The following is a 23,624-nucleotide window of genomic DNA, read 5'->3' as shown; positions in this document are numbered from 1 at the left end:
ACAGAATCCCTTGCGTCCACGGGGATCCCGCCGGACAACGCGGGCCGCGGGATGAGTCGTTAGGCTCGGACAGTGCACGATTCGATCATCAGTGTGGAGGACCTCACGGTCGAGCTCGGCGGCAACCCCGTGCTCCGGGAGATGCGCCTGACCGTGACCAGGGGTGAGATCGTGGCCGTGGTCGGGCCCAACGGATCCGGCAAGTCGACCCTGCTGCGCTGCCTGGCGGGGCTTCAGCCCGCAGCCGCCGGCAAGGTGCGGGTGTTCGGGAAGCCGCCCGCCGACGACGGTCCCTTCTGGCGCCGGGTGGCGCTGCTGGGCGACGAACCGGCCTGGTATCCGGGGCTGACCGCACGCGAGCACCTGGAACTGATGGCGGCGGTGCACCACCGGGCTCGTATGACGGTCGAGGCCGCGCTGGAGGTGTTCGCCCTGCTGGAGCGGGCCGACGCGCCACCGCTGAACCTGTCGACCGGCCAGCGCCAACGCCTCTCGCTGGCCGCCGCACTCCTCAGGCCCAGCACGCTGCTCCTGCTCGACGAGCCGGAACGCGGCCTGGACGCCGGCTTCCGCGGCCGCCTGGGCGACCTGCTCGGCGCCTACGCCGACGAGGGCGGCACCGTGGTCATGGCCACCCACGACCCAGGCCTCGCCACCCGCGCCCGCCAGGTCTCACCGTCGGGCGTGACCGCATGACCGCGTCAACGGCGCCCCCCGCCGGTCGGGGTGCGGCACGAGCGAGTGGACTGCAACCGCCGATCGGGGTGAGGGCGTGACGGGGTCCGAAGTCAGCGTGCGTTCGGTGCGGGCTTTCGTGCGCTCGCACAGCCGCACCCGATCCACCGGGCTCGACCGCTACGTGACCGGTTTCTGCGTCGCGATGTTCCTCGCCGTGTTCGGCGCTCCGCTCTCCGACGTGCTGGCGGGGCTGGCAGGGCCCGCCGACCCGGCGCGGATGGGCGCGGGGGCGGCGCTGGTCGCGCTGGCGATGGCCGGGTTCCTGGCGGCGGCCCGGGCGGCGGGACCCGTGCTGTTGCCGGGGCCCGACGCGTCCTGGCTGCTGTTGTCGCCACTGAATCGGCGGCACCTGCTCGGACGTACCGGACGGGCGCTCCTCCTGGTCGCGGTGGTGGCGGGGGCGGTGCTCGGACTGGGGGTGCTGGCGGTGCTCGGCGCGCCCGACCAGCTCGTGTGGCGGTTGCTCGGCGCGCTGGCGCTGGGGGTCTCGGCGACCGTGGGCGCGATGGCGCTGGCCGTGCTCGGGCAGGCTTCTCAGTCATGGCAGGTCTGGCTGACCGCCGCGACGGTCGCGCTGCTGGTGCTGGCGGTGATGGCCGTGAGCGGGCAGGCCCGTACGGTGCTGGCCATCGCCGCGAGCGCGCCCCTGACGGCGGTGACCGCCGTCGCCTCCGGCGCCGCCGTGGTCTCGGCCTTACTGGTACGGCAGGCGTGGGCATCGCTCCACAAGATCCCCGCCCGTGACATCCTGGCGACCTCCACCCGGGCGGGACACGTGACGAGCGCGGCCGTCGGCGTCGATCCCGGGGCGCTCACCTGGATCGCCGAGGACAACCACTGGCGGGCCAGGAAGCTCACCTCCCGTCGATGGCCGTCGCTGCCGGCGCCCTTCGCGCTGGCCTGGCAGGACTGGCGCCGCCTGGCCCGCAGGCCGGGGCGGCTGGCGACCATGTTCGCGACCGCCGCGTCGCCCGCCGTCCTGGCGCAGGCAGGCGGCCCTCCGGTGGCACTCGGGGCCGCCGTGCTGGCGGGCGGCCTGGTCGTGGCGGCTGCGAGCGCGTCGGGCGCCCGCCGCGACAGCGACAACCCGGCCCTGGCCAGGCTGCTCGGCGTGGGCCATCGCCCCGCACTGGCGGCCCGCTCGCTCCTGCCCGCCCTCCTCAGCGGCGCATGGGCGACGACGGCGCTGGCCGGCCTGACTCTGGCGGCCACCGGAGCCGCTGCGGCCGGGGGGAGTTCCGTAGCCGAGCCAGGGACCGGAGTGCCGGTCGCCGCCGGGGTCGGAGCAGGTTCCGAGGTGTGGTGGTTGTTCGGGCTGCTGGTCGCGCCCGCCCTGGCCGCCGCCGCGCTTCGGATGGCCCGGCGGGGTCCGGTCGACCACTCGCTTCCCGTCATCGACACGCCCGGCGGCGCGATCCCGCTCGGACCGGTGCTGTGGGCGGCCACGGGGCCGGATCTGGCCGTGGTCGGATGCCTGCCGGCCGCGGTCGCGCTGGTGTGTTCGCCGGCGGGGATCGGCGTGTTCCTGGCGGCTCAGGCCGTGACGGGCGTGGCGGTGCTGGCGGGTTATGTGTGGCGGGCGGGGAAGAGAAGCGCGAGCTGAGTGCCGTCTCAGGCGACGTACACGTCGCTGGGCACTCCCCCGTACGGGATCGTGCGGTCCTTGCGCATGCCCGCACGCTCCGCCACCCTGCGAGACGGCGCATTGATGTCGCGGATCACCGCGACCACCCTCCCGAGCCCTTCGCCGAGCCGCAGCGCCGCCTCGGCCAGCTCCAGCGCGTACCCGTGACCCCACGCCGACGGCCGGAATCGGTAATAGAGATTCAGCACCTCGTCCCCGTCGACGACGGCGCGGCGCAGGCCGCCGATGCCGATCACCTCCGGCTCCCCCAGGAGCCGCGCCGCCCAGTAGCCGAGCCCGCGCTCGTCCCAGTCGGCCAGCCACAGATCCAGCATGGCCCGGCTGGACTCCAGGTCGGGGGAAGGACCTGCGGGGTTGTACACGCTCGTACGCGGATCGGAGTGAATCTCGTGCACGGCCGGCAGGTCATCTGCTGTGACCCGTGACAGCAACATCCGAGCCGTTTGCACCACTTCCATGCTTTCAGAGTAGCCGTTACGATCGATAGGCAATCGCTACCGATCGATTAGGCGACGAGGTGGACGTATCGAAGATCCAGGCGGCGCTGAGGCTCATCGCGCGCGGACTGGAGGAGCTGGCGGGCGCGCTCGGCGAGCAGGAGGCGGGCGAGGACGAGCGGACGGCGCGCGTCATCCACGAGTGGGGGCGGCGGGGGCTCACCCAGAAGGAGGCGTCAGAGCTGTTCCAGCGGCACGGGTTCGCGCCTCAGACCACGGGTGGATGGGCGCGCGGCGACTGGGTGGAGATCGGCGACGACGGACTGCGTTACCTCACCGCCAAATCGCACGCCTGGCTGGAGGAGCGATCATGACCTTCTCGGTACGCATCGCCGTACGCGGCTACGAGCTCGACACGCAGGGCCACGTCAACGGCGCCGTCTACCACCAGTACGGCGACCACGCCCGCTGGGAGTGCCTGCGGGCCGCCGGCATCTCGGTCGACGACCTGCTGAGCGACGGCGTCGGTCCCGTGACGCTGGAGAACACGATCCGCTACCACCGGGAGCTGCGCGGCGGCGACGAGGTCGACGTGACCTGCGCGTTCGAGTGGGGCGAGGGAAAGACGTTCCTGGTCAGGCAGGAGTTCAGGCGCGCGGACGGCGCATTGGCGGCCGAGATGACGGGCGTCGGCGGGCTGATGGACCTGCGCGCCCGCCGGCTGCTCGACGACCCCATGGCACGCTGGCGCTCGCTGGCGCGCACGCCGGACGTACTGGGCCTCTGACCGTTACTTCTTGGCCTTGTCCGCGCCGCTGGAGTCGGTGGACAGCGCGGCGACGAAGGCCTCCTGGGGCACCTCGACGCGGCCGACCATCTTCATCCGCTTCTTGCCTTCCTTCTGCTTCTCCAGCAGCTTGCGCTTACGGGAGATGTCACCGCCGTAGCACTTGGCCAGGACGTCCTTGCGGATGGCACGGATGTTCTCGCGGGCGATGACCCTGGCGCCGATGGCGGCCTGGATCGGCACCTCGAACTGCTGCCGCGGGATCAGCTCGCGCAGCTTCTTCGCCATGTCGACACCGTATGTGTACGCCTTGTCCTTGTGGACGATCGCGCTGAACGCGTCCACGGGCTCGCCCTGCAGCAGGATGTCGACCTTGACCAGTTCGGCCTCCTGCTCCCCCGCCGGCTCGTAGTCGAGCGAGGCGTAGCCCCGGGTGCGCGACTTGAGCTGGTCGAAGAAGTCGAAGATGATCTCGCCGAGCGGCAGCGTGTAGCGGATCTCGACCCGGTCCTCCGACAGGTAGTCCATGCCGAGCAGCTGGCCGCGCCGCCCCTGGCAGATCTCCATGATCGCGCCGATGAACTCGGACGGGGCCAGGATCGTGGACTTGGTGACCGGCTCGAAGACCTGCGCGATCTTGCCGCCGGTCGGGAACTCCGACGGGTTGGTGACCGTGAGCTCCTTGCCGTCCTCCATGACGACGCGGTAGACGACGTTGGGCGCCGTCGAGATCAGCGACAGCCCGAACTCCCGCTCCAGCCGCTCGCGCACGATCTCCATGTGGAGCAGCCCGAGGAAGCCGACGCGGAAGCCGAAGCCGAGCGCGGCCGACGTCTCCGGCTCGTAGACGAGCGCGGCGTCGTTGAGCTGGAGCTTGTCGAGCGCCTCGCGCAGCTCGGGGTATTGGTCGCCGTCGATCGGATAGAGCCCGGAGAAGACCATGGGCTTCGGGTGCTCGTAGCCGGCCAGCATCTCGCGGGCGGGCTTGGTCGCCGAGGTGACCGTGTCACCCACGCGCGACTGGCGCACGTCCTTCACGCCGGTGATGAGGTAGCCCACCTCGCCGACGCCGAGGCCGAGGTCGGAGACCTTGGGCTCGGGCGAGATGACGCCGATCTCCAGCGTCTCGTGGGTGGCCATGGTGGACATCATGAGGATGCGCTCACGCTTGCCCAGGTGCCCGTCGATGACCCGGACGTACGTCACCACGCCGCGGTAGGTGTCGTAGACCGAGTCGAAGATCAGCGCCCGGGCGGCCGTGTCGGCGTTGCCGATCGGCGCGGGGACCGTCTGGACCACGTGGTCGAGCAGCTCGCGCACACCCGCGCCGGTCTTGCCCGACACCCTGAGCACGTCGGAGGGGTCGCAGCCGATCAGTCCGGCCAGCTCCTCGGCGAACTTCTCCGGCTGCGCCGCGGGCAGGTCGATCTTGTTGAGGACCGGGATGATGTGCAGGTCGGCGTTCATGGCCAGGTAGAGGTTGGCCAGCGTCTGCGCCTCGATGCCCTGGGCCGCGTCGACCAGCAGGACCGCGCCCTCGCACGCCTGCAGCGACCGGGACACCTCGTAGGTGAAGTCGACGTGCCCGGGAGTGTCGATCATGTTGAGTACGTGACCGTCCCACGGCAGCCGGACGGCCTGCGACTTGATCGTGATGCCGCGCTCGCGCTCGATGTCCATCCTGTCGAGGTATTGCGCGCGCATGGAGCGGTCGTCGACCACGCCGGTGATCTGCAGCATCCGGTCGGCAAGGGTCGACTTGCCATGGTCGATGTGCGCGATGATGCAGAAGTTGCGGATCAACGCGGGGTCGGTCTGGCCAGGCTGAGTGCGCACCGAAGTCCGTTTCGACAGGGTTGAGGTCAAGCGTCTTTCATGGTGACATGCCCGGGTGATAGCCCGAACCGTCATCCGCCGCGGCCTGCGCCTGCTCGCGCTTGCCTTGGTCATCGTGGTGGCGCTGGCCGGCCTCCTCGCCGCCGCGCTCCGTGTCCAGTTTACCGGTGCCCCGGAGGCCTGGGCGAAGAGCACCGGCAACGACGCCCTGTGGCTGGGCCACATGTGGGTGGACGGCCGCCGCGCGGAGCGCGACGTCGAGCAGCTGGCCGTGCGGCTGCGCACCACGGGCGTCAAGGACGTGTACGTCCACTCCGGCCCTTTCGAGTGGGACGGCAGCTTAGACCCCGCCAAATACCCCAACGCCGGAAATTTCGTGAAATGGATGCATAAGCACCTCCCCGCCGTCCGCGTCTCCGCCTGGCTCGGCCAGGCGGTCAAGAACGGCCTCGACCTCGACGACCCCAAGTCGCGCGACAACGTCCTGGCCGGCGTCGCCGCCATCGCGAAGCAGGGCTACGACGGCATCCACTACAACTTCGAGCCCATCGGCGACGGCGACACGGAGTTCCTGGAGCTGCTGGAACGGACCAGGCAGCACACGAAGCTCCTGTCCACCTCGGTCCCGCAGATCGAGCCGTACGCGGGCATGCGCCTGGCGACCAGGGCGATCCTGGGCCACGACAAATACTGGTCGGAGGGCTACTTCACGCAGGTCGTGAGCCGCGTCGACCAGGTCGCCATCATGACCTACGACTCGGGCACGCCCGCGCAGTCCCTCTACGGCGGCTATGTGGCCAGGCAGGCCGAGCTCGCCCTGGACCTGGTCCCCGAGGAGAAGCACCTGCTCATCGGCGCCCCGGCCTACCACGACCACGGACTGCCCTGGCTCGACGCGGCCGAGAGCGTCGCGATGGCCGCCGAGGGCGCCCGGCTGGCCCTGTCCGAGCACGGCCGCCGGGAACGCTACGGCCTGGCGCTCTACGTGGACTTCGCGGCCACCGAGGAGGACTGGCAGGAGTACATGACCCGGTGGATGGCCGTACACTCGTAGACACACCTCTTCGTCCGGGCCGTTGATTTGGGCAGCCGCCTGGATTATTGGTAATCTGTTCAACTGCGTGTGGCGCGCCCTCTCTCGAGCCCGCGCGCCCCATCCATCACCTGACCTTCACCGAGGCTTCTTCGTGGCGAACATCAAGTCCCAGATCAAGCGCAACAAGCAGAACGAGAAGGCTCGTCTGCGTAACAAGGCGGTCAAGTCCTCTCTGAAGACGGCTGTCCGCAAGTTCCGCGAGGCCGCCGAGCAGGGCGACGTCGCGCAGGCCGCGGCGCTGCAGAAGGCCGCCTCCCGCCAGCTGGACAAGGCCGTCAGCAAGGGCGTCATCCACAAGAACCAGGCCGCCAACCGCAAGTCCGCGATCGCCAAGCAGGCCGCGGCGCTGGCTGCCAAGTAAGGCCTGGCAGAACAGACGCCGCGCCCTCGGGGGTGCGGCGTTCTTGTTTTGCGCGCGCTTTTGTCACAATTTCGATATCACATGGGCATATCGGGTCCGTCACCGTTGCCTAGATCGTCTTGCCCTCTGTCCGGCCCCTCCCCGATGGTGCACTAAACGGGTGAAGGGGGACGGATGCGGGGGCCGTTGGTCGTCAAACGGGCGTTCAGCGAGCCGCTCCTCCTCCTGGCCGCGTTCGGGTCGATTCTGCTGGCCACGACCACGCTGGTCGCGCTGACCATGTACGCCTCCTCCATCGCCGATGCCGGTGTCCGCAGGACGATGGAGACGGCCTCGTACCACCAGACGGCCGCCACCATCAGCACCCTGGTCACCGCCGAGACCTTCCCCAGGTACGACCGGGCGGTACGCGACGAGCTCGCCCGCGCCTACACCAGGGCCCCGGCCATCACCACCAGCTTCCGCTCCGACTCGTACGTCATGCCGGGGCAGGACGGCAAGGAACTGCCCGAGCTGCTCAGGTTCGGCAGTCACGACGGGCTCGACCGGCACGCCGAGCTGGTCTCCGGCACCTGGCCGCAGGCCGGCGCGTCGCCGGTCGAGGCGGCGATCTCGCTGCCGGCGGCCTCGGCCACCGGGTTCGAGGTCGGCAGGGAGTTCGTCACGAAGGGCCGGCTCGACCCGCGCCCGGTCACGGTCCGCATCGTCGGCGTCTTCCAGCTCGACGACCCCGCCGGCGAGCGCTGGGCGGGCGAGCCGTTGCTGAGCAGGGGCGTCGAGCGCGGCGAGTTCACCACGTACGGGCCGCTCATGGTGGCGCGGGAGACGTTCGTCGCGCGCTTCGCCAGCAACGTCAGGACCACCTGGACGGCGGAGCCCGACCTGAGCGCGCTGACGCCCGAGCGGCTGCGCCCGCTGGCGGGCGCGATCGATCAGGTGGACGAGCGGCTGAAAGCGGCCGGCTGCGCGAACTGCGTGGCCGCCAGCCGCCTGCCCGAGATCCTCACCCAGCTCGACACCGCGTCCCTGGTGGCCCGCTCCACCATGCTGATCCCGGTGCTGCAGCTGCTGTTGCTGGCCGCGTACGCGCTGATGCTCACCGCGCGGCTGCTGGCCGAACACCGCCGCATGGAGGTGGCGCTGCTGCGCTCGCGCGGCGCGGGCACGGTCCGCCTGGCGGCACTGGCCGGGGGCGAGGCGCTGCTGGTGGCCCTGCCGTGCGCGGTCGTCGCGCCGTTCCTCGGCCCGCCGCTGCTCGCGCTGGTCAACCAGTTGCCGTGGATCAGGGCCTCGGGGGTTCGCCTGTCGCCGTCGGCCGATCTCGGCACGTTCCTGGTGTCGTTCGGGGTGGCCCTGGCCTCGGCCGTGCTGATCGCGCTGCCGGCCCTGGCGGGCGCGCGGCGTACGTACGTGGAGGAGCAGTCGGCGCGCGGCCGCGGCGGCGTGCGCGGGCTCATCGAGCGGGCGGGTGCGGACCTGGCGCTGCTGGCGGTGGCCGCGCTGGCGATCTGGCAGCTGCGGCACTACGGCGCGCCGGTCACCACGACGGCGGCGGGCGCGCTCGGCATCGACCCGCTCATCATCTCCGGACCCGCGCTGGCGCTGCTCGCGGGCGGCATGTTCGGGCTGCGGCTGGTGCCGCGCGTGTCGCGGCTGGCCGAGCGGCTGACCTCGCGCAGGCCCACGCTCACCCCGGCGCTGGGAGCCTGGCAGGTCAGCAGGCGGCCCCTCAGGTACGCCGGCCCCGCGCTGCTGCTGACCATGGCGATCGCCATCGGCATCGTGTCCATGGCCACCGCCGCCACCTGGCGGGCCTCGCAGCTCGACCAGGCCCGCCACCGGGCCGGGGCCGACCTGCGGTTGCCGGGGCCGCCGGACGGGGGCGAGCTGGGGCCGCTCGGACGCGGCACGGCCTTCACCGCGCTGCCCGGGGTCACCACGGCCTCCCCCGCCTTCCGCGGGCAGACCGAGGTGAGCGGCGAGAGCGCCTTGCTGCTCGGGCTCGACGCGGCCGGGCTCGGCGAGCTGTTCCACCTGCGCCCGGACCTGTCGGCGCAGTCGGTCACGGAGATGTCCCGGGCCCTCGCCGGAGGCCAGGCGGGCAAACTGGACCTGCCCGGACAACCTCGCACGCTGACTGTCCGGGTCGAGGCGGGCGCCGAAGTGCCGGCGCGGCTGGTGCTGTCCGACGGGCTGGGCGTGTGGCGGGACCTTCTGCTCGGCGTGTTACGGCAGGGCGAGAACCGGATCGATCTCGACCTGAGGTCGCTGGCCGGACGGTCCGGGAAGATCACGTACCCGCTGTCGCTGCGCGGCCTGGTCGCGGGCGAGCCTGCCGGGCTGAGGCTGAGCGGGCTGAGCGCCGACGGGCGTGACGTGGCGGTGCCCCGGCCCGCCGGCGACGTGCCCGGCGTGGTCGCGTTCGCGCCGCTGCGGGAGCTCGGGCCGCTGCCCGTGGTGCTCACCGCCGACCTGGCCGCCTTGCTCAAACTGGGCGTCGGGCAGGTCGGGCCGGCCAGCATCACCCATCGGGTCCTGCAGGTCAAGGTGGTGGGCGTCGTGGAGAGCATGCCGACGACCACCGCCGGGCAGAAGGCGATGCTCGCCGACTGGGGGACGTTGCAGGCGCACGAGCTGGCCGCGGCGCAGCCGCCCAGGCCCGCCACCGAGTGGTGGCTCGCCGCCGCCGACACCGCACCGGCACGGGCGGCGCTCAGGAACAACCCCGATTGGGACGTGACCCCGGTCGACCAGCGCGAGCTGGCCGCCACGCTGCGCGACGACCCGCTGGCCAGCGGGCTGCAAGGGGCGCTCATGCTGGGGTTCGCCGCGGCGCTGGGGTTCGCGGCGCTCGGGTTCCTGGTGAACGCGGCGGTCGCGGCGCGGGAGCGGAGGGCCGAGTTCGCCGTCCTGCGGGCGCTGGGAACCAGCTCCCGGCAGGTGTTCGGGCTCCTGGCGACGGAGCAGGCGTTCGTCATCGGGCTGTCGCTGGCGGCCGGCACCGGGCTCGCCGTCGCCGTCGGGACCCTGGTCGTGCCGCACATCGTGCTGACCGGGCAGGCGTCGGCGGTCACGCCGGGCGTGCTGCTCGACATCCCGTGGGCGGCCACGGCGGCGATGCTGGCGCTGGTGGCGGGGGTGCTCTTCGCGATCGTCGCCGGGCTGGCACGGCGCCTGCGGCACGGGCACATCGTGGAGGACCGGTGAGGATCCCGCTACTGGCCCGGGCGCACGCGGGCACACTGGCCGTGCTCGTCGCGCTGACGGCGGTCGCCTGCCTGCTCGTCGCCGGGGTGCCCCGGGCGATGCAGGCGTCGTTCGACGAGGCGCTGCGCCGGGCGCTGACCGCCGCCGCCCCCGTGCACACCGACCTGACGGTGGCCACGGAGCCGGACACACCCGATCAGGATCTGCACGAACGCGCCCAGTTCGAAGCCCGCGACCGTCACTGGCGCCAGATCGTCCCGGCGGCGCTGCGGCCGCTGATCGCGCCCACGGGTCACATGAGCGCCAAGACCTCCCGCACGCCCGTCACCGGGACCGGCGGGATGAAGTTCATCAACCTCGGCTGGCTGTCCGACGCCGACCGGCGGGTGGACTGGGTGCAGGGCAGGGCGCCCGGCCCGCCGTCCACGACGCGCCATGAAGGCGAGACGATCCCGCTGTTCGAGGTGGGCGTCGTCGAGGAGGCCGTGCGCGGGATGGACCTCCCGATCGGGCAGATCAGAACACTGGGCGAGAGCGACTACGTCGCGGTGAAGATCGTCGGTGTCTTCAAGGCCAAGGACCCGGGCGACCGCTCCTGGAGCCACGACGTCGACATCCTGCACGTCACCAAGCGGCTGATTCCGCGCGGGGACTTCGAGTTCCACATCACGACGCTGATGTCCGACGCCGGACTGACCGCGCTCAGCGGCGAGGCCCGCAACCTGACGTACCGCTGGGTTCTTCCCCTCAACGGGCGGGCCGCGAACGCGCTGGAGGTTCCGGACGTCAGCGCGGCGGTCGGCGAGCTGCGGCGGCTGGTGGCGGTCCAGGCGATGAGCACCGCCCCGCACCGCCTGGACACCGGGCTGCCCAAGCTGCTCGGCGACTTCAGCGCGGCCAAGGCCACCGCGGAGACCGTGATGTACCTGGTGCTCAGCGGGCTGCTCGCGGTCGCGCTCGGCGTGATCGTGCTGAGCGTGCGGCTGCTGACCGACCGGATGGAGCACACGCTGGCGATGGCGCGGGCGCGGGGCGGATCGCTGCGGCAGGTGGCCGGCGCCGGAGCGGCGCTGACCGGGCTCGCCGTCGTGCCCGCGGCCCTGGCCGGATACGCCCTGTCCTTCCTCGTGCCCGGGCCGGTTCTCCCTGTGGTGCACATCGGCCCGGCGGTCGTGGTGGTCACCGCGGTGGGGTTCGCGTGGGCACGGGTGTCGCGCGCGCATCACACGCCGCTGCACGAGCGGCACGACGACGTGGCCGCCGCCCGGCCGTCCGTCCGGCGGATCACGCTGGAGGTGCTGGTCGTGGGGATGGCGCTGGCGGGGGCGTATCTGCTGCGGGCGCGCGGTCTCTCCCAGGATCCGTTCCTGTTGTTCGTGCCGGTCGCGCTGACGCTCGCGGCCGCGCTCATCACGTTGCGCTGCTACCCGTACCCGCTGCGGTTGCTCGTCCGGGTGGCCGCGCGGGGCCGGGCCGCCGTGCCGTTCCTGGGGTTGACCAGGGCGGCCAGAGCGCGCTCCGCCAGCGGGCTGCCGGTGCTGATCCTGCTGCCGGCGCTGGCGGTGTCGGTGTTCGCGGCGGTGATCTCCAGCGGGATCGCGAGCACGCAGCGGCTGGCGTCCTGGCAGCAGGTAGGCGCGCCGATCAAGGTGACGTCGCGCGGGATCATCCCCGCCTCCGTCGTCGAGCAGGTGCGCGCGATGGACGGGGTGGAGCAGGTGGTGGTCGCGCAGACAGGGCAGGTGCAACTCGGATACGCCTCCGAGGCCGCCGCCGCCATCGCGGTGGACGTGGCGCGGTGGCGGCGACTCTTCGCGGACGCGCCCATCGATCTGCCGGCGCTGTCCGGCGGCACGTCCGCGCTGGTCTCGCCCGAGTTGCGAGGGCGGGGTGCGTTCGAGATCGGGTGGCAGTCGCGGGTGAAGCTGACCACCCAGGGAGTGATCGACTCGGTCCCAGGGTTCTACTTCAGCGGGAAGTTCATCGTCATGCCCCTGAGCGTGCTGCCCCAGCCCCAGGTGAACACGTTGCTGATCAAGGGCGACGCCTCGCCGGCCGAGCTGGCGCGGCTGGTCCCGCTGGCGACCGTGGACTCGCAGGAGCGGGCGCTGGCCGCCATCCGGGAGGATCCGCTCACCGGCACGGTCCGCTCCACGCTGATCGTGGTGACGGTGGCGCTGGGGCTGTACGCACTGGTGGCCGTCGTCCTGTCGCTGGTTGTCGGGGGCGCCGACCGGGCCAGGGCCGTGTCGTTCCTGCGTACGCTCGGGCTGTCGGACCGGCAGGCGCGGCGGCTGACCGTGCTCGAGGTGCTGCCCATGATCCTCGTCACCGCCCTGGCGGGCCTCGGGCTGGGGCTCGGGCTGCCGTCCGCGCTCGGGCCCGGCGTGGACCTGTCCGCGTACGCCGGGGACCTGCCCGTCGGTGACTACTCACCCGACCTGCTCACGCCCGGTGCGATGGCGGCCGGGCTGACCGTCGTCGCCGTGCTCGGCGCGTACGCGCACACCGCCATCGGACGCCGTCGCAGCCTCGGCGCCGCCCTCCGAGTGGGAGATCCCTCATGAACCCGACCCTGTCCGAGCTGGAAGCCAGGGCCGCGCAGACGACGGCCGCGTTCGGCGGCGACGCGCACATCGTGTGCGACAACCTGGTACGCATCTACAAGACCGAAGGCGTCGAGGTCGTCGCGCTGCAGGGCCTGGACCTCGTGATCGACGAGGGTGAGCTGGTCGCCATCGTCGGCGCGTCGGGGTCCGGCAAGTCGACGCTGCTCAACGTCCTGTCCGGGCTGGACGTGCCCACGGCCGGGGTGGCCAGGGTGGCGGGGATGGACCTGCTGGCGATGAGCCCCCGGGACCGGTTGCGGTACCGCCGGTCCGTCGTCGGGTTCATCTGGCAGCAGACGGCCAGGAACCTGCTGCCGTACTTGAACGCCAGGGAGAACGTCGAGCTGCCCATGAAGCTCGCCGGCGCCGCGCGGAAGGGCCGGGCCCTGGAGCTCCTGGAGCTGCTGGGCGTGGCCTCCTGCGCCAACCGGAAAGTCGCCGAGATGTCGGGCGGCGAGCAGCAGCGTGTGGCCATCGCCGTCGCCCTGGCCAACTCCCCGCAGCTCATCCTGGCCGACGAGCCGACCGGCGAGCTGGACAGCGAGACGTCGGAGCTGGTGTTCGGCGCCGTGCGCACCGCCAACCGGGAGCTGGGCGTCACGGTGGTCATCGTGACGCACGACCCGCTGGTGTCGGAGCAGGTGGACCGGACGGTGGGCATCCGCGACGGGCGTACCAGCAGCGAGACGCTGCGCCGCGAGGGCGCCGAGGGGCAGATCATCGCCGAGGAGTACGCCGTCCTCGACCGCGTCGGGCGGCTGCAGCTCCCGCGCGACTTCATGAACGCCCTGCACATGGAGCGCCGGGTCCGGCTGGAGCTGGAGCCGGACCACATCGGCGTGTGGCCCGCCCGAGAGGAGCCGTCAGATGACTGATTCGCCGCTGGTCGAGGTCGAAGGGCTGCGGAAGGTCTACCGGAGCGGACCAAAAGAGGTCGTGGCGCTGCGCGACGTGTCGTTCTCCGTCTTCCCCGGCGAGCTGGTCGCCATCAGGGGCCGCTCCGGGTCCGGCAAGACCACGCTGCTCAACCAGATCGGCGGCCTGGACCGGCCGGACGCGGGCCGGGTCACCGTGTCCGGGCGCGATGTGACGGCGATGGCGGAGGAGGCGCTGCTGGAGCTGCGCAGGGACGTGGTGGGGTTCGTGTTCCAGTCGTTCGGGCTGATCCCCGTGTTGTCGGCCGCCGAGAACGTGGGGGTGCCGATGCGGCTCGCGCGCGTGCCGGCCGGCGAGCGCGATTCCCGCGTCCGCGTGCTGCTCGCCCTGGTGGGGCTCGAGCAGCACGCCAACCAGCGGCCGTACGAGCTGTCGGGCGGGCAGCGGCAGCGCGTGGCGATCGCCAGATCGCTGGCGAACCGGCCGCGGCTGCTGGTGGCCGACGAGCCGACTGGGCAACTCGACTCGCAGACCGGGCGGCAGATCATGGAGCTGTTGCGGGCGCTCGTACGGAGCGAGGGCGTCACAGCCCTGGTCGCCACCCACGACCCCAGCCTGATCACGCTGGCCGACCGGGTGCTGGAGATCAGCGACGGCGTGGTGCGGGAGACCGTGCGGTCAACGTGAGCCTGCCTCCGGCGACGGCTCACCTGACCGCACGGCCTCGCGGTGGCCTCGTGACCCTCCGGCGATCGCAGCGAGGTTAGCCGCGGCGACCAGCACTCCCCGGCCACCATCACCCCGGTCACCCCGGTCACCCCGGCCAGCGGTGCCGCCACGGCCAGCCCGATCGGCCGCGACGCACGCTTCCCGACCGCGTCACCGTCCCGTACGGCTCGCCACGATGACCTGCACCGCATGCTCCAGTGCGTACGCCGGATCGGCGCCGCCGCCCTTGACCTGCTCATCCGCGTCGGCCACCGCCTGGATGGCCCTCGACAGCCCTTCGGGCCCCCACCCGTTGAGCTGCCGCTTCACGCGATCGACCTTCCACGGCGGCATGCCGAGATGGCTCGCCAGCTGCCCGCCCCGGAGGTTGCGGGGCGCGCTGCCGACCTTGGCCAGCGACCGCAGCCCTCCCGCCAGAGCACTCACCAGCAGCACCGGAGCAACCCCTGTGCCGATTGCCCACCGCAACTGCTCCAGAGCCTCGGCCAGCCGCCCCTCGATCGCCGAGTCGGCCACATTGAAGCCGGTGACCTCGGCCCGTCCCTTGTGATAGCGCGCCACGGCCGCCGCGCTGATCGTCTTGTCCTCGGTGTCGAACATGAGCTGGCTGCACGCCGCCGCCAGCTCCCGCAGATCGTTGCCGACGGCGTCGAGCAACGCCTGCGCGGCGTCCCCGGAAACGCTCCGCCCGGCGCGCTTGAACTCCCCCCTGATGAAGTCCAGCCGCTCCCCCGCCTTGGTGACCTTGTTGATGGTGATCACCGCGGCCTTGGCCTTCTTCACACCATCGACCAGCGCCTTGCCCTTCACGCCGCCGGGATGGACCAGCAGGAGCACGGTGTCTTCGGACGGCTGCTTGGCATAGGTCACGATCTCAGTGATCACGTCCTTCGGCAGGTCCTGCGCCGACCGGATCACCACCACGGACCGGTCGCCGAACAGGGACGGCGAGGTGAGCTGCGTCAGCTCACCGGTCGTCACCTTGCTCCCCGCGAGGTCGTGCACCTCGACGCTCGGATCAACGGCCCGCGCCGCCGCCACGACACCGCTCACCGCCCGCTCGGCCAGCAACTCTTCATCGCCGAGAACCAGGGTCACCGGTGCTGGATCGCTTCCCGCCATGCCTGGCAGCATGCCATGCGCCGCCGGCAACCCGGTACTCGAGCGAAGTGGCCCAAGTACGCAAGAGCCCACACACCCCCGACCCGGGTGACCCAACCGTCTGCGGCAATCCGGCGGAACCCGGACCCACGGCCCTTGGGGCCACGGCCCTTCCCCTCGCCGGATCTGACCACTTCGGCGCCCCCGCGCCACACGACCACGAGCCGCTGTCTAGGGGACCTGGGCCGAAGGCGACCACGGCCTGAAGGGTCGTGGACTGCAGGGGCTACGGTCCGCGGGCGACCACGGCCAATGCCCCATCGCGCTCGATGACCGCAAGATCACCTGACCGGTCCGTGCGGTAGACCGCCGCCCCGAGCCGCCGCAAAAGAGCGAGCGTGGACGGGGCCGGGTGCCCGTAGTCGTTGCCAGCGCCGACACTGATCAGCGCCGCCCGCGCACCGAGCGAGGACAGAAACGCCGGCGACTGCCGGTTGGATCCGTGATGAGGGGTCTTGAGGATGTCGGCCCGTACGCGGAACCGGCGCAGCAGCTCGTCCTGGGCCTCCGTCTCCAGATCGCCGCCGAGCAGTATCGACCCCGGCCGCCAGCGCACGTGGAGCACCACACTCGAGTTGTTGATCATGCTGCCCTCCCCTTGGCCGCGCATCTCTGTCATGGCGGGATCGGGGGCGAGCACGGTCACCTCCGACGGGCCGAACATCCAGCGGCTTCCCGGCACCGCTGCCCATTCAGGTATCCGGCGCCGCGCCAGAGTGGCCGAGACCCGGGCTCCTGACCTGGCTTCGGCCTCCTGCGGGCTGACGACCACGGCGCCGACGCGCCGGTTCCTGAGAACCCCTGGGAGGCCGTCCACGTGGTCGGCGTGCGGGTGGGTGAGGACGAGCAGCGGTACGTCCTCGACACCGACCCTGCGCAGGCACTTGTCCATGGCGACCGGATCGGGCCCGGCGTCGACCACGACGCCCCGCCCCGGGCCGGCCGCGATGACCATGCCGTCTCCCTGCCCGACGTCGCACATCACCATCAGCCACCCCTTGGGCGGCCAGGGCCCGGCGATGGGGCGGATCACCAGGACGGCCGCCAGTGCGGCCCCTGCGATCGTCAACGCCACAGCCCGCCAGGCGCGTCGGCGCAGGATGGGGATGGCGATCGCCACCGTGATCCCGAGCAGGCCCAGCCCCAGGAGGCCGCTGGGCCACGGCAGCGTGGCGAAGGGCAGGTCCACGGCCCAGCCGGCGACCGTGATGATCCAGCCGACGGCGTAGCCGGCCGGGATGACGAGCAGGCTCGCGGCATCGGGCCAGAGGGGCGCTATGAGTGCGGCGCCGAAGCCGAGCAGGGTCGCGGGGGCCACCGCCGGTGCCACGAGCAGGTTGGCGAGCACCGCCACGGGCGTCAGCTGTCCCGACATCAGCACGAGAACGGGTGTCACGGCCACCTGCGCCGCCGCCGGCACGGCCACCGCCTCCGCCATCCAGCGCGGCAGCGCGAACCGGTATCCCTTGTGTGCCGCGTCTCGGCTCTGTCCTGCGGAAACCGATGGGCGACGAGGCTCGCCGCCCATCGGCCCGGCCGCAGCGTCGCCGATCCGCTCGGACGCGCCGTGGCCGCTCGCTTCGTGGCCGCTCGCTTCGTGGCCGCTCACGCCATGGCCGCTCGCTTCGTGGCCGCTCACGCCATGGCCGCTCACGCCATGGCCGCTCGCTTCGTGGCCGCTCACGCCATGGCCGCTCACGCCGCCGGCAGCAGGTCCGGGAGGTGATGCGTTCTCAGCAGGCGACAGCCTGTCGCGCCAGCGTGGGGCGAGGATGAGGATGCCGGCGGTGGCCGCGACCGACAGGGCGAAGCCGTAGGAGCGGGCCAGCTCGGGCGCGAACAGCATCAGCAACAGGACCGTTGCCGACAGGGCCGCCAGGCCGTCCCTGGCGCGGCCTGTGCCCAGGGCGATGGCCGCCACCAAGCCCATGAGAAGGGCTCGCAGCACGCTTGGAGACGGGCGGGCCACCACGGCGAACACGATCATCGCGACGGCGGCGAACCCTGCTCTCATGGGCAGGGAGAGTCCCACCAGGCGGGAGATCGCCAGGGTCGCGCCCGCCACGATGGCCAGGTTGGCGCCGCTGACGGCGTGCAAGTGGTTCATTCCGGTCTCCCTGAGGTCGGACGCCACCTGGGGATCCATGCGGGAGACGTCGCCGACGACCAAGCCCGGGAGGAGTCCTCGCTGATCCGGAGGAAGGGTGTCGGCGGCGGCTCGCAGGCCGGATCGCAGGCTGCCGGCGACCGTCTGGAGGTGTGATGGAGGCGTCAGGACTCGTGGTGGCCCCCGAACCAGGAGGATGGCCGCCACCAGGTCGCCCGGGGTCGGCCTCGCCAGGCGGCCGGTGACTTCCACATGTTGGCTGGGGAGCAAGGAGCTCCAGTCGCGCCCGCTGGCGAAGACGGTGACGGGAACGTTGACGGTTTGTCTGGTTCCGGAGACCTGGATGGTCTCCAGGTCGGCCGGGATCACGTAGCTGTCCTGGTTGAAGTGGCCGCCTCTGGGTGGTCTGCGTTTGGGATCGTCGGTGAGGGCGATCCGGGCGGTGATGGACGAGCCCTTGGCCGCCAGTTCGGCTGCCGGGCCTGACGTAAGGGCCTGGACTCGGAAGGCGACCGACGCCGAGGTCACCGCTGCGCAGATGAGGGTGGCGATGGCGGCGTTGCGCCATGCGCGCATCACGGTCGGCGAGCGAGAAAGCGGCGCAACTGTCCGGCGCTCATCCGATCTGGCGGACGGACGAGTGCGCCACGCTACGGCGCAGGCCGCCAGGGTTGCGGATATCGCCACGACCGCGCCTGTGAACGCGGTGCAGCCGAGGAGGATCAGGGCGCTGCCCCAGGCCGCCAGGGCGGGGAGCGCGAGCGGCCAGGCGTGCGTGCGTGCGTGGGGGTTCGTTGATCGGGCGTCCAGAGGTTCCGCGCCGGACCTGCCGGCGTCCGTGCTCGTCGGTCGGCCGTTCAGGGCGGCATGAGCTGGGCGCGTGCTCGGTTCGGCCATGTCAAACACGGACCTTCGGCTTGATCTCCTCAAACTTCCTCGGGCCGATGCCACTCACCTCGCGTAGCTGCTCCACGCTGCTGAAGCCGCCGTGGCTGTCGCGGAACTCGGTGATGCGCGCGGCGAGGACCTCCCCCACGCCCGGCAGTTGCTCGAGCTGTTCGGTCGTGGCGGAGTTCAGGTCGAGGACGGCGGTGGCCGGATCCATGTCGGGAGAGCCGGGAGCGCCCGAGCCCGCCGTGGCGCCTACCACGATCTGCTCGCCGTCGATCAAACGCCTGGCGAGATTGAGCGGGCCCGTGGAGGCGCCCCGTGCCACGCCTCCGGCCGCTGTCACGGCATCCGCGACGCGGGCACCCGAGGGGAGGAGGTATACGCCTGGTTCGCGGATCTTGCCGGCGACGTGAACGGTCACCTTCGAGGTGGGGGACGGTGTCGCCGGCGAGATGGGCTTGGGGGGCGGTAGCGGCTCGGGCGTGGGTTGGGCTCGCCAGACGAAGAAGGCGGCGACGACGATCGCCAGGGCGCCCACGGCAAGCAGACCGCGAAGGCCCGGTTTGCCGGGATCGAGAGCAGGAGCCTGTGAGGCCAAGGCCGCGCGGAACGCCTGAAAGGAGGGCGGTACGGGGACCGGCCCCACGGCGGGACGAGGGGTTACCGCGATCGGCTCATCCAGATCGTGCGGGCGCGCCGGGATCGGCTCATACGGGTGACGGCGTGGGCGTACGGGGATCGGGTCTTCAGGGTGGTGAGGGGTTGCGGCGGTGGGCCCTTCGCTGGGAAGAGGGTCCTCGATGCGGTTTTCTGGCGCCTGAGCGCCTCCGCCGCCCCTCCGAACGTCCGCCCGCGCCCCGTCACCGCCGGCGCGCCGAGGGAGAAGGCGGCGAGGGCGGCGGCCAGGGTTGATGATCGACCGTAGCCGGGACTCGGCTATGGCACGCTCTGCGGTCGGAACGGAGGTTCGCACGCCAGAGAAGGTAGGGCCCCTGGCGGCCGCTGTAACGGCCCGAGCGGCGTTCTGGGGACAGCCGAGGTAGCGGTTAACGGGGCTGTGGACAGAGGGACCGCAGAGGCGCTTTCAAGGCCGCCGGCACACCCGCACCGCGGCTACAGACCCGGGAGGTCGTGTGGTGTGACGGTCAGGCCGAGCATTCCGGGCCCCACGTGTGCGCCGATCACCGGTCCGACCTCCACCACCCGCAACTCCACCAGTCCGGGCACCCGCTTCGTCAGCCGTTCCGCGAGTGCTTCTGCGCGGGCCTGCGCCGCCAGGTGCTGGACCGCCACCTCCACTGGACCGTCTCCGGCCGACTGGACCGTCAGGTCCTCCAGACGGGCGATGGCACGCGCGGACGTGCGGACCTTCTCGTGCAGCGAGATCTGGCCGTCCACGAGGTGCAGCAATGGCTTGATCATGAGGGCTGAGCCGAACAGGGAGGCCGCGGTGCCGATGCGGCCGCTGCGGCGCAGGTAGTCAAGGGTGTCGACGTAGAAGAACGTCCGGGTGGTCCGGGCGCAGCGGTGGGCCGCGGAGGTCACCTCCTCCAGGGAGGCTCCGGTCGCGGCGGCGCGTGCCGCGGCCAGCACGGGGTAACCGAGGCCCATCGCGATCGAGCGGCTGTCGATCACTTCCACGGGTACGGCGGCGTCGCGTGCGGCCGCCCTGGCGGATTCGACCGTGCCCGACATCTGGCCCGACACGTGGATCGAGACCACCCCTGTGGCACCTGACTCGGCGAGGGAGGAGTAGCAGGCGGCGAAGCTCGCCGGGGAAGGCCGGGAGGTGGTGGCGGAGGCGAGGTCGTCCACGAAGGAGTCCTCGTCGTAGGACTTCCCGCCGACGGCCACCCGTAACGGCACCACAGTGACACCAGGCACACCGGGCAAGTAAGCCGTCGAATCCGTGACAACGGCAATCAAGGGTGGCATGACCCAAGATTAAGTTACTGAACCGGCGTCCCACCCCGCCACACGCGGCGCGGCTTCAGGCCGAAGGACCAGGCGAAGGCGCCCTCGTGGTCGGCGTCCCACTGCACGATGTCGGCCAGGCGGCCCGGCGCCAGGACGCCGCGGTCGGGAGCGCCCAGGACGGTGGCGCCGCCGAGGGTGGCGGCGCGGAGCGCGTCGTTGACGCTCATCCCGAACGCCGACACCGCCATGGCGATCACCAGCGACATCGACGTGATGCCGCAGTAGCCGGGGTTGTGGTCGCTGCCGAGCGCGATCTGCACGCCATGCTTGATCATCTGGCGGACCGGCGGGAGATGGCCGCGCTGGAGGGCCGTGGCGGGGCAGACGACCGCGGGCACGCCGTAGCGGGACATGATCGCGATGTCCTCGTCCGACATGTGGTGCAGGCCGTCGGCGGAGGCGCAGCCGAGCTCGGCGGCCAGCTGGACGGCGCCGCGGCGGCTGAAGAGGCCGGCGTGGATGCGCGGCAGCAGGCCGACGTTGCGGCCGGAGGCGAGGACCCAGCGGGATTCCTCGGTGGTGAAGTGGCCCTCGTCGCAGTAGACGTCGACGCTGTCGGCGCCGGCCGCGGCCGCGTCGGCGCACCAGGCGCCCACGGCCTCGACGTATTCACGCTGGCGGCCGAAGTATTCCGGAGGCACGACGTGCGCCGCGAGGAACGTGACGTGCACGCGCGGCATCATCGGCTCTTTCTCCAGCTCGCGCAGGAGCCGCACATCGGCCAGCTCGCCGTCGCGCGTGAGGTGGTAGCCGGTCTTGGCCTCGACGGTGGTGGTGCCGCTGAGCAGCCAGCCGCGCAGCCGTTCGCGCACGCCGTTGCACAGCGTCCAGGGGTCGGTGCCGCGGGTCACGGTGACGGTCGAGCCCACGCCGCCGCCCGCCGCGGTGATCGAGGCGGCGCTGGAGCCGCCGGTGCGGATGGCCAGCTCGGCGTAGCGGTTGCCGGCGTAGACCGGGTGCGTGTGGGCGTCGATGAGTCCAGGCGTGACGAGTGCGCCGCCGAGGTTTTCGACGTGGTCGACGTCGACGATGTCGTCGACGACCCCGGGCACGCTCTGCGGCAGGTCGGGCGCCCGCCCGACCCACGCGATGCGGTCGTTGTGCACGAGAATGGCCGCGTTGCTCAGGACTTCGTTGCCGGTCCAGAGGCGGCCGATGTTGGTCAGGAGCCGAACGGTCACCGCATCACCGCCCTGCGCGAGCCCCCGCGCGAGCGCCATGCCCAGCGCACGGCCTGTGCCGCGCCCACTGAGTCCGCTCCGGGTCCGGACGACATGGGGGGTCTCCTGCTCTCATCCGCGTCGAGTTGTGCGGTGACCGTATCGCCAGAGTCATGACCCGGCGATTTCAGTTCAGTTACGTTATTTCACATGTCGGGCTGGTGTACAGGGTTATTCGGAAGAAAGACCACACATCCCAACCGTCACCCAGCCCCGCCTCGTTCCCATGGCCCCCGTTGACGACTTCGGCAACAGCAGTCATCATCCGAAACCCAGAACCCACACCCTTAAAAGCCAGACCTACGTTAGGTCTGGCCAATCCTAGCAATACCCGGGGTTCGGGGACCACTGCCGCTTTTGGGTAGCCCTGCACGCTTTGCGGCAAGACCTGCCCAACCGTGCCGTGATGTGCCGCCCGCTCTGCCGACGACATACCCGGGCCGGGCGGCCCCCACCGTACCTCAGCACCGTGGGCCGCCCGGCCCGAATCGCCAAATGACCTTCAGGAGACGCGCTCGACCGGCTTGCCCACCCGTTCCAGCTCCTGGAACAGGCTTGGCAGCACGCGGGCGTGCAGGATAGTGCCGTCCTCGACATGGCCCACGGAGAGCACCTCGCCCTCCTTGTGGGCCCGCGAGATCAGGTCACCCCTGTCGTACGGCACCAGCAGGTGCACCTCGTGGTCCAGCCTGGGCAGCTCGCGCTCGATGAGCGCCATGAGCTCGGGGATCCCCTTGCCCGTCCGCGCCGAGACCACGATGCTGTGGCGTTCACGCCTGGTGATGCGGTCGATCACGTCCTGTTCGGCCGCGTCGGCCTTGTTGACCACGACGATCTCGGGGATGTCCGAGGCGCCCTCGATGTCGGCGAGCACCTCGCGCACCGCCGCCAGTTGCCCCTCGGGGTCGGGGTGCGAGCCGTCGACCACGTGCAGGATCAGGTCGGCGTCGCCGACCTCCTCCAGCGTGGAGCGGAACGCCTCGACCAGCTGGTGCGGCAGGTGGCGCACGAAGCCGACGGTGTCGGCGATCGTGAACAGCCTGCCCTCCGCCGTGCGCGCCCGGCGCACGGTCGGATCGAGGGTGGCGAACAGCGCGTCCTCCACCAGCACGCCGGCACCGGTGATGCGGTTGAGCAGCGAGGACTTGCCCGCGTTGGTGTAGCCCGCGATGGCCACGGCCGGGACCTCGCGCTTCTGGCGCCGGTAACGCATGGTCTCGCGCGAGGTGGACATGCCGCCGATCTGGCGGCGCAGTTTCGCCATCCGCTCGCGGATGCGCCGGCGGTCCAGCTCGATCTTGGTCTCACCGGGGCCGCGGCCGCCGATGCCGACGCCGCCGGCCGCGCGGCCGCCGACCTGCCGGGACAGGTTGCCGCCCCAGCCTCGCAGGCGGGGCAGCAGGTATTGCAGCTGCGCGAGCTCGACCTGGGCCTTGCCCTCGCGGCTCTTGGCGTGCTGGGCGAAGATGTCGAGGATCAGCGCCGTACGGTCGATCACCTTGACCTTCACCGTGTCCTCGAGCTGGCGGAGCTGACCGGGGGTCAGCTCACCGTCGCAGATCACGGTGTCGGCGCCGCTGGACTCGACCACGTCGCGCAGCTCGAGCGCCTTGCCCGAGCCGATGTACGTCGCCGGGTCAGGCTTCTGACGGCGCTGGATGAGGCCGTCGAGCACCTGCGAGCCGGCGGTCTCCGCCAGGAGCTTGAGCTCCAGCAGGGAGTTTTCGGCGTCCTCCGCGGTGCCGTTGGTCCAGACGCCGACGAGGACGACCCGCTCGAGCCGCAGCTGCCGGTATTCGACCTCGGATACATCCTGGAGCTCGGTGGAGAGGCCCGCCACGCGGCGCAGCGCCTGGCGCTCCTCCAGGTCCATCTCGCCGTTCTCGAAGCCGTTGTCGAACTCATCGGGCGCGGTGTATTCGTGCATTCGTGTCATCTCTAATAGGG

At 71.5% G+C, this 23,624-nt stretch carries 18 protein-coding genes; 10 read left to right on the top strand and 8 right to left on the bottom strand.

Features of this window, described 5'->3' with window-relative positions; translation table 11 throughout:
• Nucleotides 1–72: 72 nt before the first annotated feature.
• Nucleotides 73–696, top strand: coding sequence for a heme ABC exporter ATP-binding protein CcmA (gene ccmA / locus ACIBX3_RS48835; protein WP_397127556.1), 624 nt, complete (start codon nt 73–75; stop codon nt 694–696).
• A gap of 76 nt (nt 697–772) precedes the next feature.
• Nucleotides 773–2,341 (top strand): DUF6297 family protein, encoded by a 1,569-nt coding sequence (locus ACIBX3_RS48830; RefSeq protein WP_397127555.1) that lies wholly within the window; start codon nt 773–775, stop codon nt 2,339–2,341.
• An 8-nt stretch (nt 2,342–2,349) separates the two neighbouring features.
• Here ACIBX3_RS48830 and ACIBX3_RS48825 read toward each other — a convergent pair whose 3' ends face one another.
• The gene (locus tag ACIBX3_RS48825) at nt 2,350–2,841 is read right to left on the bottom strand and encodes a GNAT family N-acetyltransferase (RefSeq protein WP_397127554.1); all 492 of its coding nucleotides are present in this window, start codon (nt 2,839–2,841) and stop codon (nt 2,350–2,352) included.
• 59 nt (nt 2,842–2,900) lie between these two features.
• Here ACIBX3_RS48825 and ACIBX3_RS48820 point away from each other — a divergent pair, with 59 nt between their 5' ends.
• On the top strand, nt 2,901–3,194 hold the full coding sequence (locus ACIBX3_RS48820) for a hypothetical protein (protein ID WP_397127553.1): 294 nt from the start codon (nt 2,901–2,903) through the stop codon (nt 3,192–3,194).
• The gene (locus tag ACIBX3_RS48815) at nt 3,191–3,607 is read left to right on the top strand and encodes an acyl-CoA thioesterase (RefSeq protein WP_397127552.1); all 417 of its coding nucleotides are present in this window, start codon (nt 3,191–3,193) and stop codon (nt 3,605–3,607) included. Before ACIBX3_RS48820 ends, ACIBX3_RS48815 begins: the two co-directional genes overlap by 4 nt.
• 3 nt (nt 3,608–3,610) lie before the next feature.
• On the opposite strand, the gene lepA is transcribed toward ACIBX3_RS48815, so the two are convergent.
• Nucleotides 3,611–5,443 (bottom strand): translation elongation factor 4, encoded by a 1,833-nt coding sequence (gene lepA / locus ACIBX3_RS48810; RefSeq protein ID WP_397127551.1) that lies wholly within the window; start codon nt 5,441–5,443, stop codon nt 3,611–3,613.
• Between the two features lie 55 nt (nt 5,444–5,498).
• On the opposite strand from lepA, the gene ACIBX3_RS48805 reads away from it, so the two are divergent.
• The 6 genes from ACIBX3_RS48805 (at nt 5,499) to ACIBX3_RS48780 (ending at nt 14,279) form a co-directional block, all read left to right on the top strand.
• Nucleotides 5,499–6,497 carry a hypothetical protein gene (locus ACIBX3_RS48805; RefSeq protein ID WP_397127550.1) on the top strand — a complete coding sequence of 333 codons (999 nt, stop codon included), beginning with the start codon at nt 5,499–5,501 and terminating at the stop codon, nt 6,495–6,497.
• Between the two features lie 133 nt (nt 6,498–6,630).
• The gene (gene rpsT / locus ACIBX3_RS48800; RefSeq protein ID WP_397127549.1) at nt 6,631–6,900 is read left to right on the top strand and encodes a 30S ribosomal protein S20; all 270 of its coding nucleotides are present in this window, start codon (nt 6,631–6,633) and stop codon (nt 6,898–6,900) included.
• 174 nt (nt 6,901–7,074) lie between these two features.
• Entirely contained in the window at nt 7,075–10,107 is a 3,033-nt protein-coding gene (locus ACIBX3_RS48795; protein ID WP_397127548.1) for an FtsX-like permease family protein, read from the top strand.
• Nucleotides 10,104–12,674 (top strand): FtsX-like permease family protein, encoded by a 2,571-nt coding sequence (locus ACIBX3_RS48790; protein WP_397127547.1) that lies wholly within the window; start codon nt 10,104–10,106, stop codon nt 12,672–12,674. The genes ACIBX3_RS48795 and ACIBX3_RS48790 overlap by 4 nt, the downstream gene beginning before the upstream one ends.
• A complete protein-coding gene (locus tag ACIBX3_RS48785) occupies nt 12,671–13,591 on the top strand; it encodes an ABC transporter ATP-binding protein (RefSeq protein ID WP_397127546.1) in 921 nt (306 codons plus the stop codon). Before ACIBX3_RS48790 ends, ACIBX3_RS48785 begins: the two co-directional genes overlap by 4 nt.
• Complete coding sequence (locus tag ACIBX3_RS48780; RefSeq protein WP_397127545.1) at nt 13,584–14,279, top strand: ABC transporter ATP-binding protein; 696 nt, start codon at nt 13,584–13,586, stop codon at nt 14,277–14,279. Before ACIBX3_RS48785 ends, ACIBX3_RS48780 begins: the two co-directional genes overlap by 8 nt.
• Nucleotides 14,280–14,471: 192 nt before the next feature.
• On the opposite strand, the gene holA is transcribed toward ACIBX3_RS48780, so the two are convergent.
• The 6 genes from holA to hflX all read right to left on the bottom strand — a co-directional run bounded on the left by holA (nt 14,472) and on the right by hflX (nt 23,604).
• The gene (gene holA / locus ACIBX3_RS48775) at nt 14,472–15,443 is read right to left on the bottom strand and encodes a DNA polymerase III subunit delta (protein WP_397127544.1); all 972 of its coding nucleotides are present in this window, start codon (nt 15,441–15,443) and stop codon (nt 14,472–14,474) included.
• 265 nt (nt 15,444–15,708) lie between these two features.
• Nucleotides 15,709–18,168 (bottom strand): ComEC/Rec2 family competence protein, encoded by a 2,460-nt coding sequence (locus ACIBX3_RS48770; protein WP_397127543.1) that lies wholly within the window; start codon nt 18,166–18,168, stop codon nt 15,709–15,711.
• A gap of 319 nt (nt 18,169–18,487) precedes the next feature.
• Nucleotides 18,488–19,018: a helix-hairpin-helix domain-containing protein gene (locus tag ACIBX3_RS48765; protein WP_397127542.1), complete on the bottom strand. Its 531-nt coding sequence runs from the start codon at nt 19,016–19,018 to the stop codon at nt 18,488–18,490.
• 575 nt (nt 19,019–19,593) lie between these two features.
• Nucleotides 19,594–20,415, bottom strand: coding sequence for a DegV family protein (locus tag ACIBX3_RS48760; protein WP_397127541.1), 822 nt, complete (start codon nt 20,413–20,415; stop codon nt 19,594–19,596).
• 14 nt (nt 20,416–20,429) lie between these two features.
• Complete coding sequence (hutI, locus tag ACIBX3_RS48755; RefSeq protein WP_127930837.1) at nt 20,430–21,638, bottom strand: imidazolonepropionase; 1,209 nt, start codon at nt 21,636–21,638, stop codon at nt 20,430–20,432.
• Nucleotides 21,639–22,179: 541 nt separating this feature from the next.
• Nucleotides 22,180–23,604, bottom strand: a complete 1,425-nt coding sequence (gene hflX, locus ACIBX3_RS48750) for a GTPase HflX (RefSeq protein WP_397127604.1) — start codon at nt 23,602–23,604, stop codon at nt 22,180–22,182.
• Nucleotides 23,605–23,624: the final 20 nt, after the last annotated feature.

The organism is Nonomuraea sp. NPDC049480, from assembly GCF_044465905.1.
Taxonomy (GTDB): Bacteria; Actinomycetota; Actinomycetes; order Streptosporangiales; family Streptosporangiaceae; genus Nonomuraea.
The sequence above is the reverse complement of the archived record's forward strand: the minus strand, read 5'-3'. Positions and strand labels throughout refer to the sequence as shown.

Coding starts and splice junctions, on each gene's coding strand:
- ACIBX3_RS48825 (WP_397127554.1), bottom strand. CDS start 2,841: ATGGAAGTGGTGCAAACGGCTCGGATGTTGCTGTCACGGGTCACAGCA.
- ACIBX3_RS48815 (WP_397127552.1), top strand. CDS start 3,191: ATGACCTTCTCGGTACGCATCGCCGTACGCGGCTACGAGCTCGACACG.
- ACIBX3_RS48795 (WP_397127548.1), top strand. CDS start 7,075: ATGCGGGGGCCGTTGGTCGTCAAACGGGCGTTCAGCGAGCCGCTCCTC.
- ACIBX3_RS48785 (WP_397127546.1), top strand. CDS start 12,671: ATGAACCCGACCCTGTCCGAGCTGGAAGCCAGGGCCGCGCAGACGACG.
- ACIBX3_RS48780 (WP_397127545.1), top strand. CDS start 13,584: ATGACTGATTCGCCGCTGGTCGAGGTCGAAGGGCTGCGGAAGGTCTAC.
- holA (WP_397127544.1), bottom strand. CDS start 15,443: ATGGCGGGAAGCGATCCAGCACCGGTGACCCTGGTTCTCGGCGATGAA.
- ACIBX3_RS48760 (WP_397127541.1), bottom strand. CDS start 20,415: ATGCCACCCTTGATTGCCGTTGTCACGGATTCGACGGCTTACTTGCCC.
- hflX (WP_397127604.1), bottom strand. CDS start 23,604: ATGCACGAATACACCGCGCCCGATGAGTTCGACAACGGCTTCGAGAAC.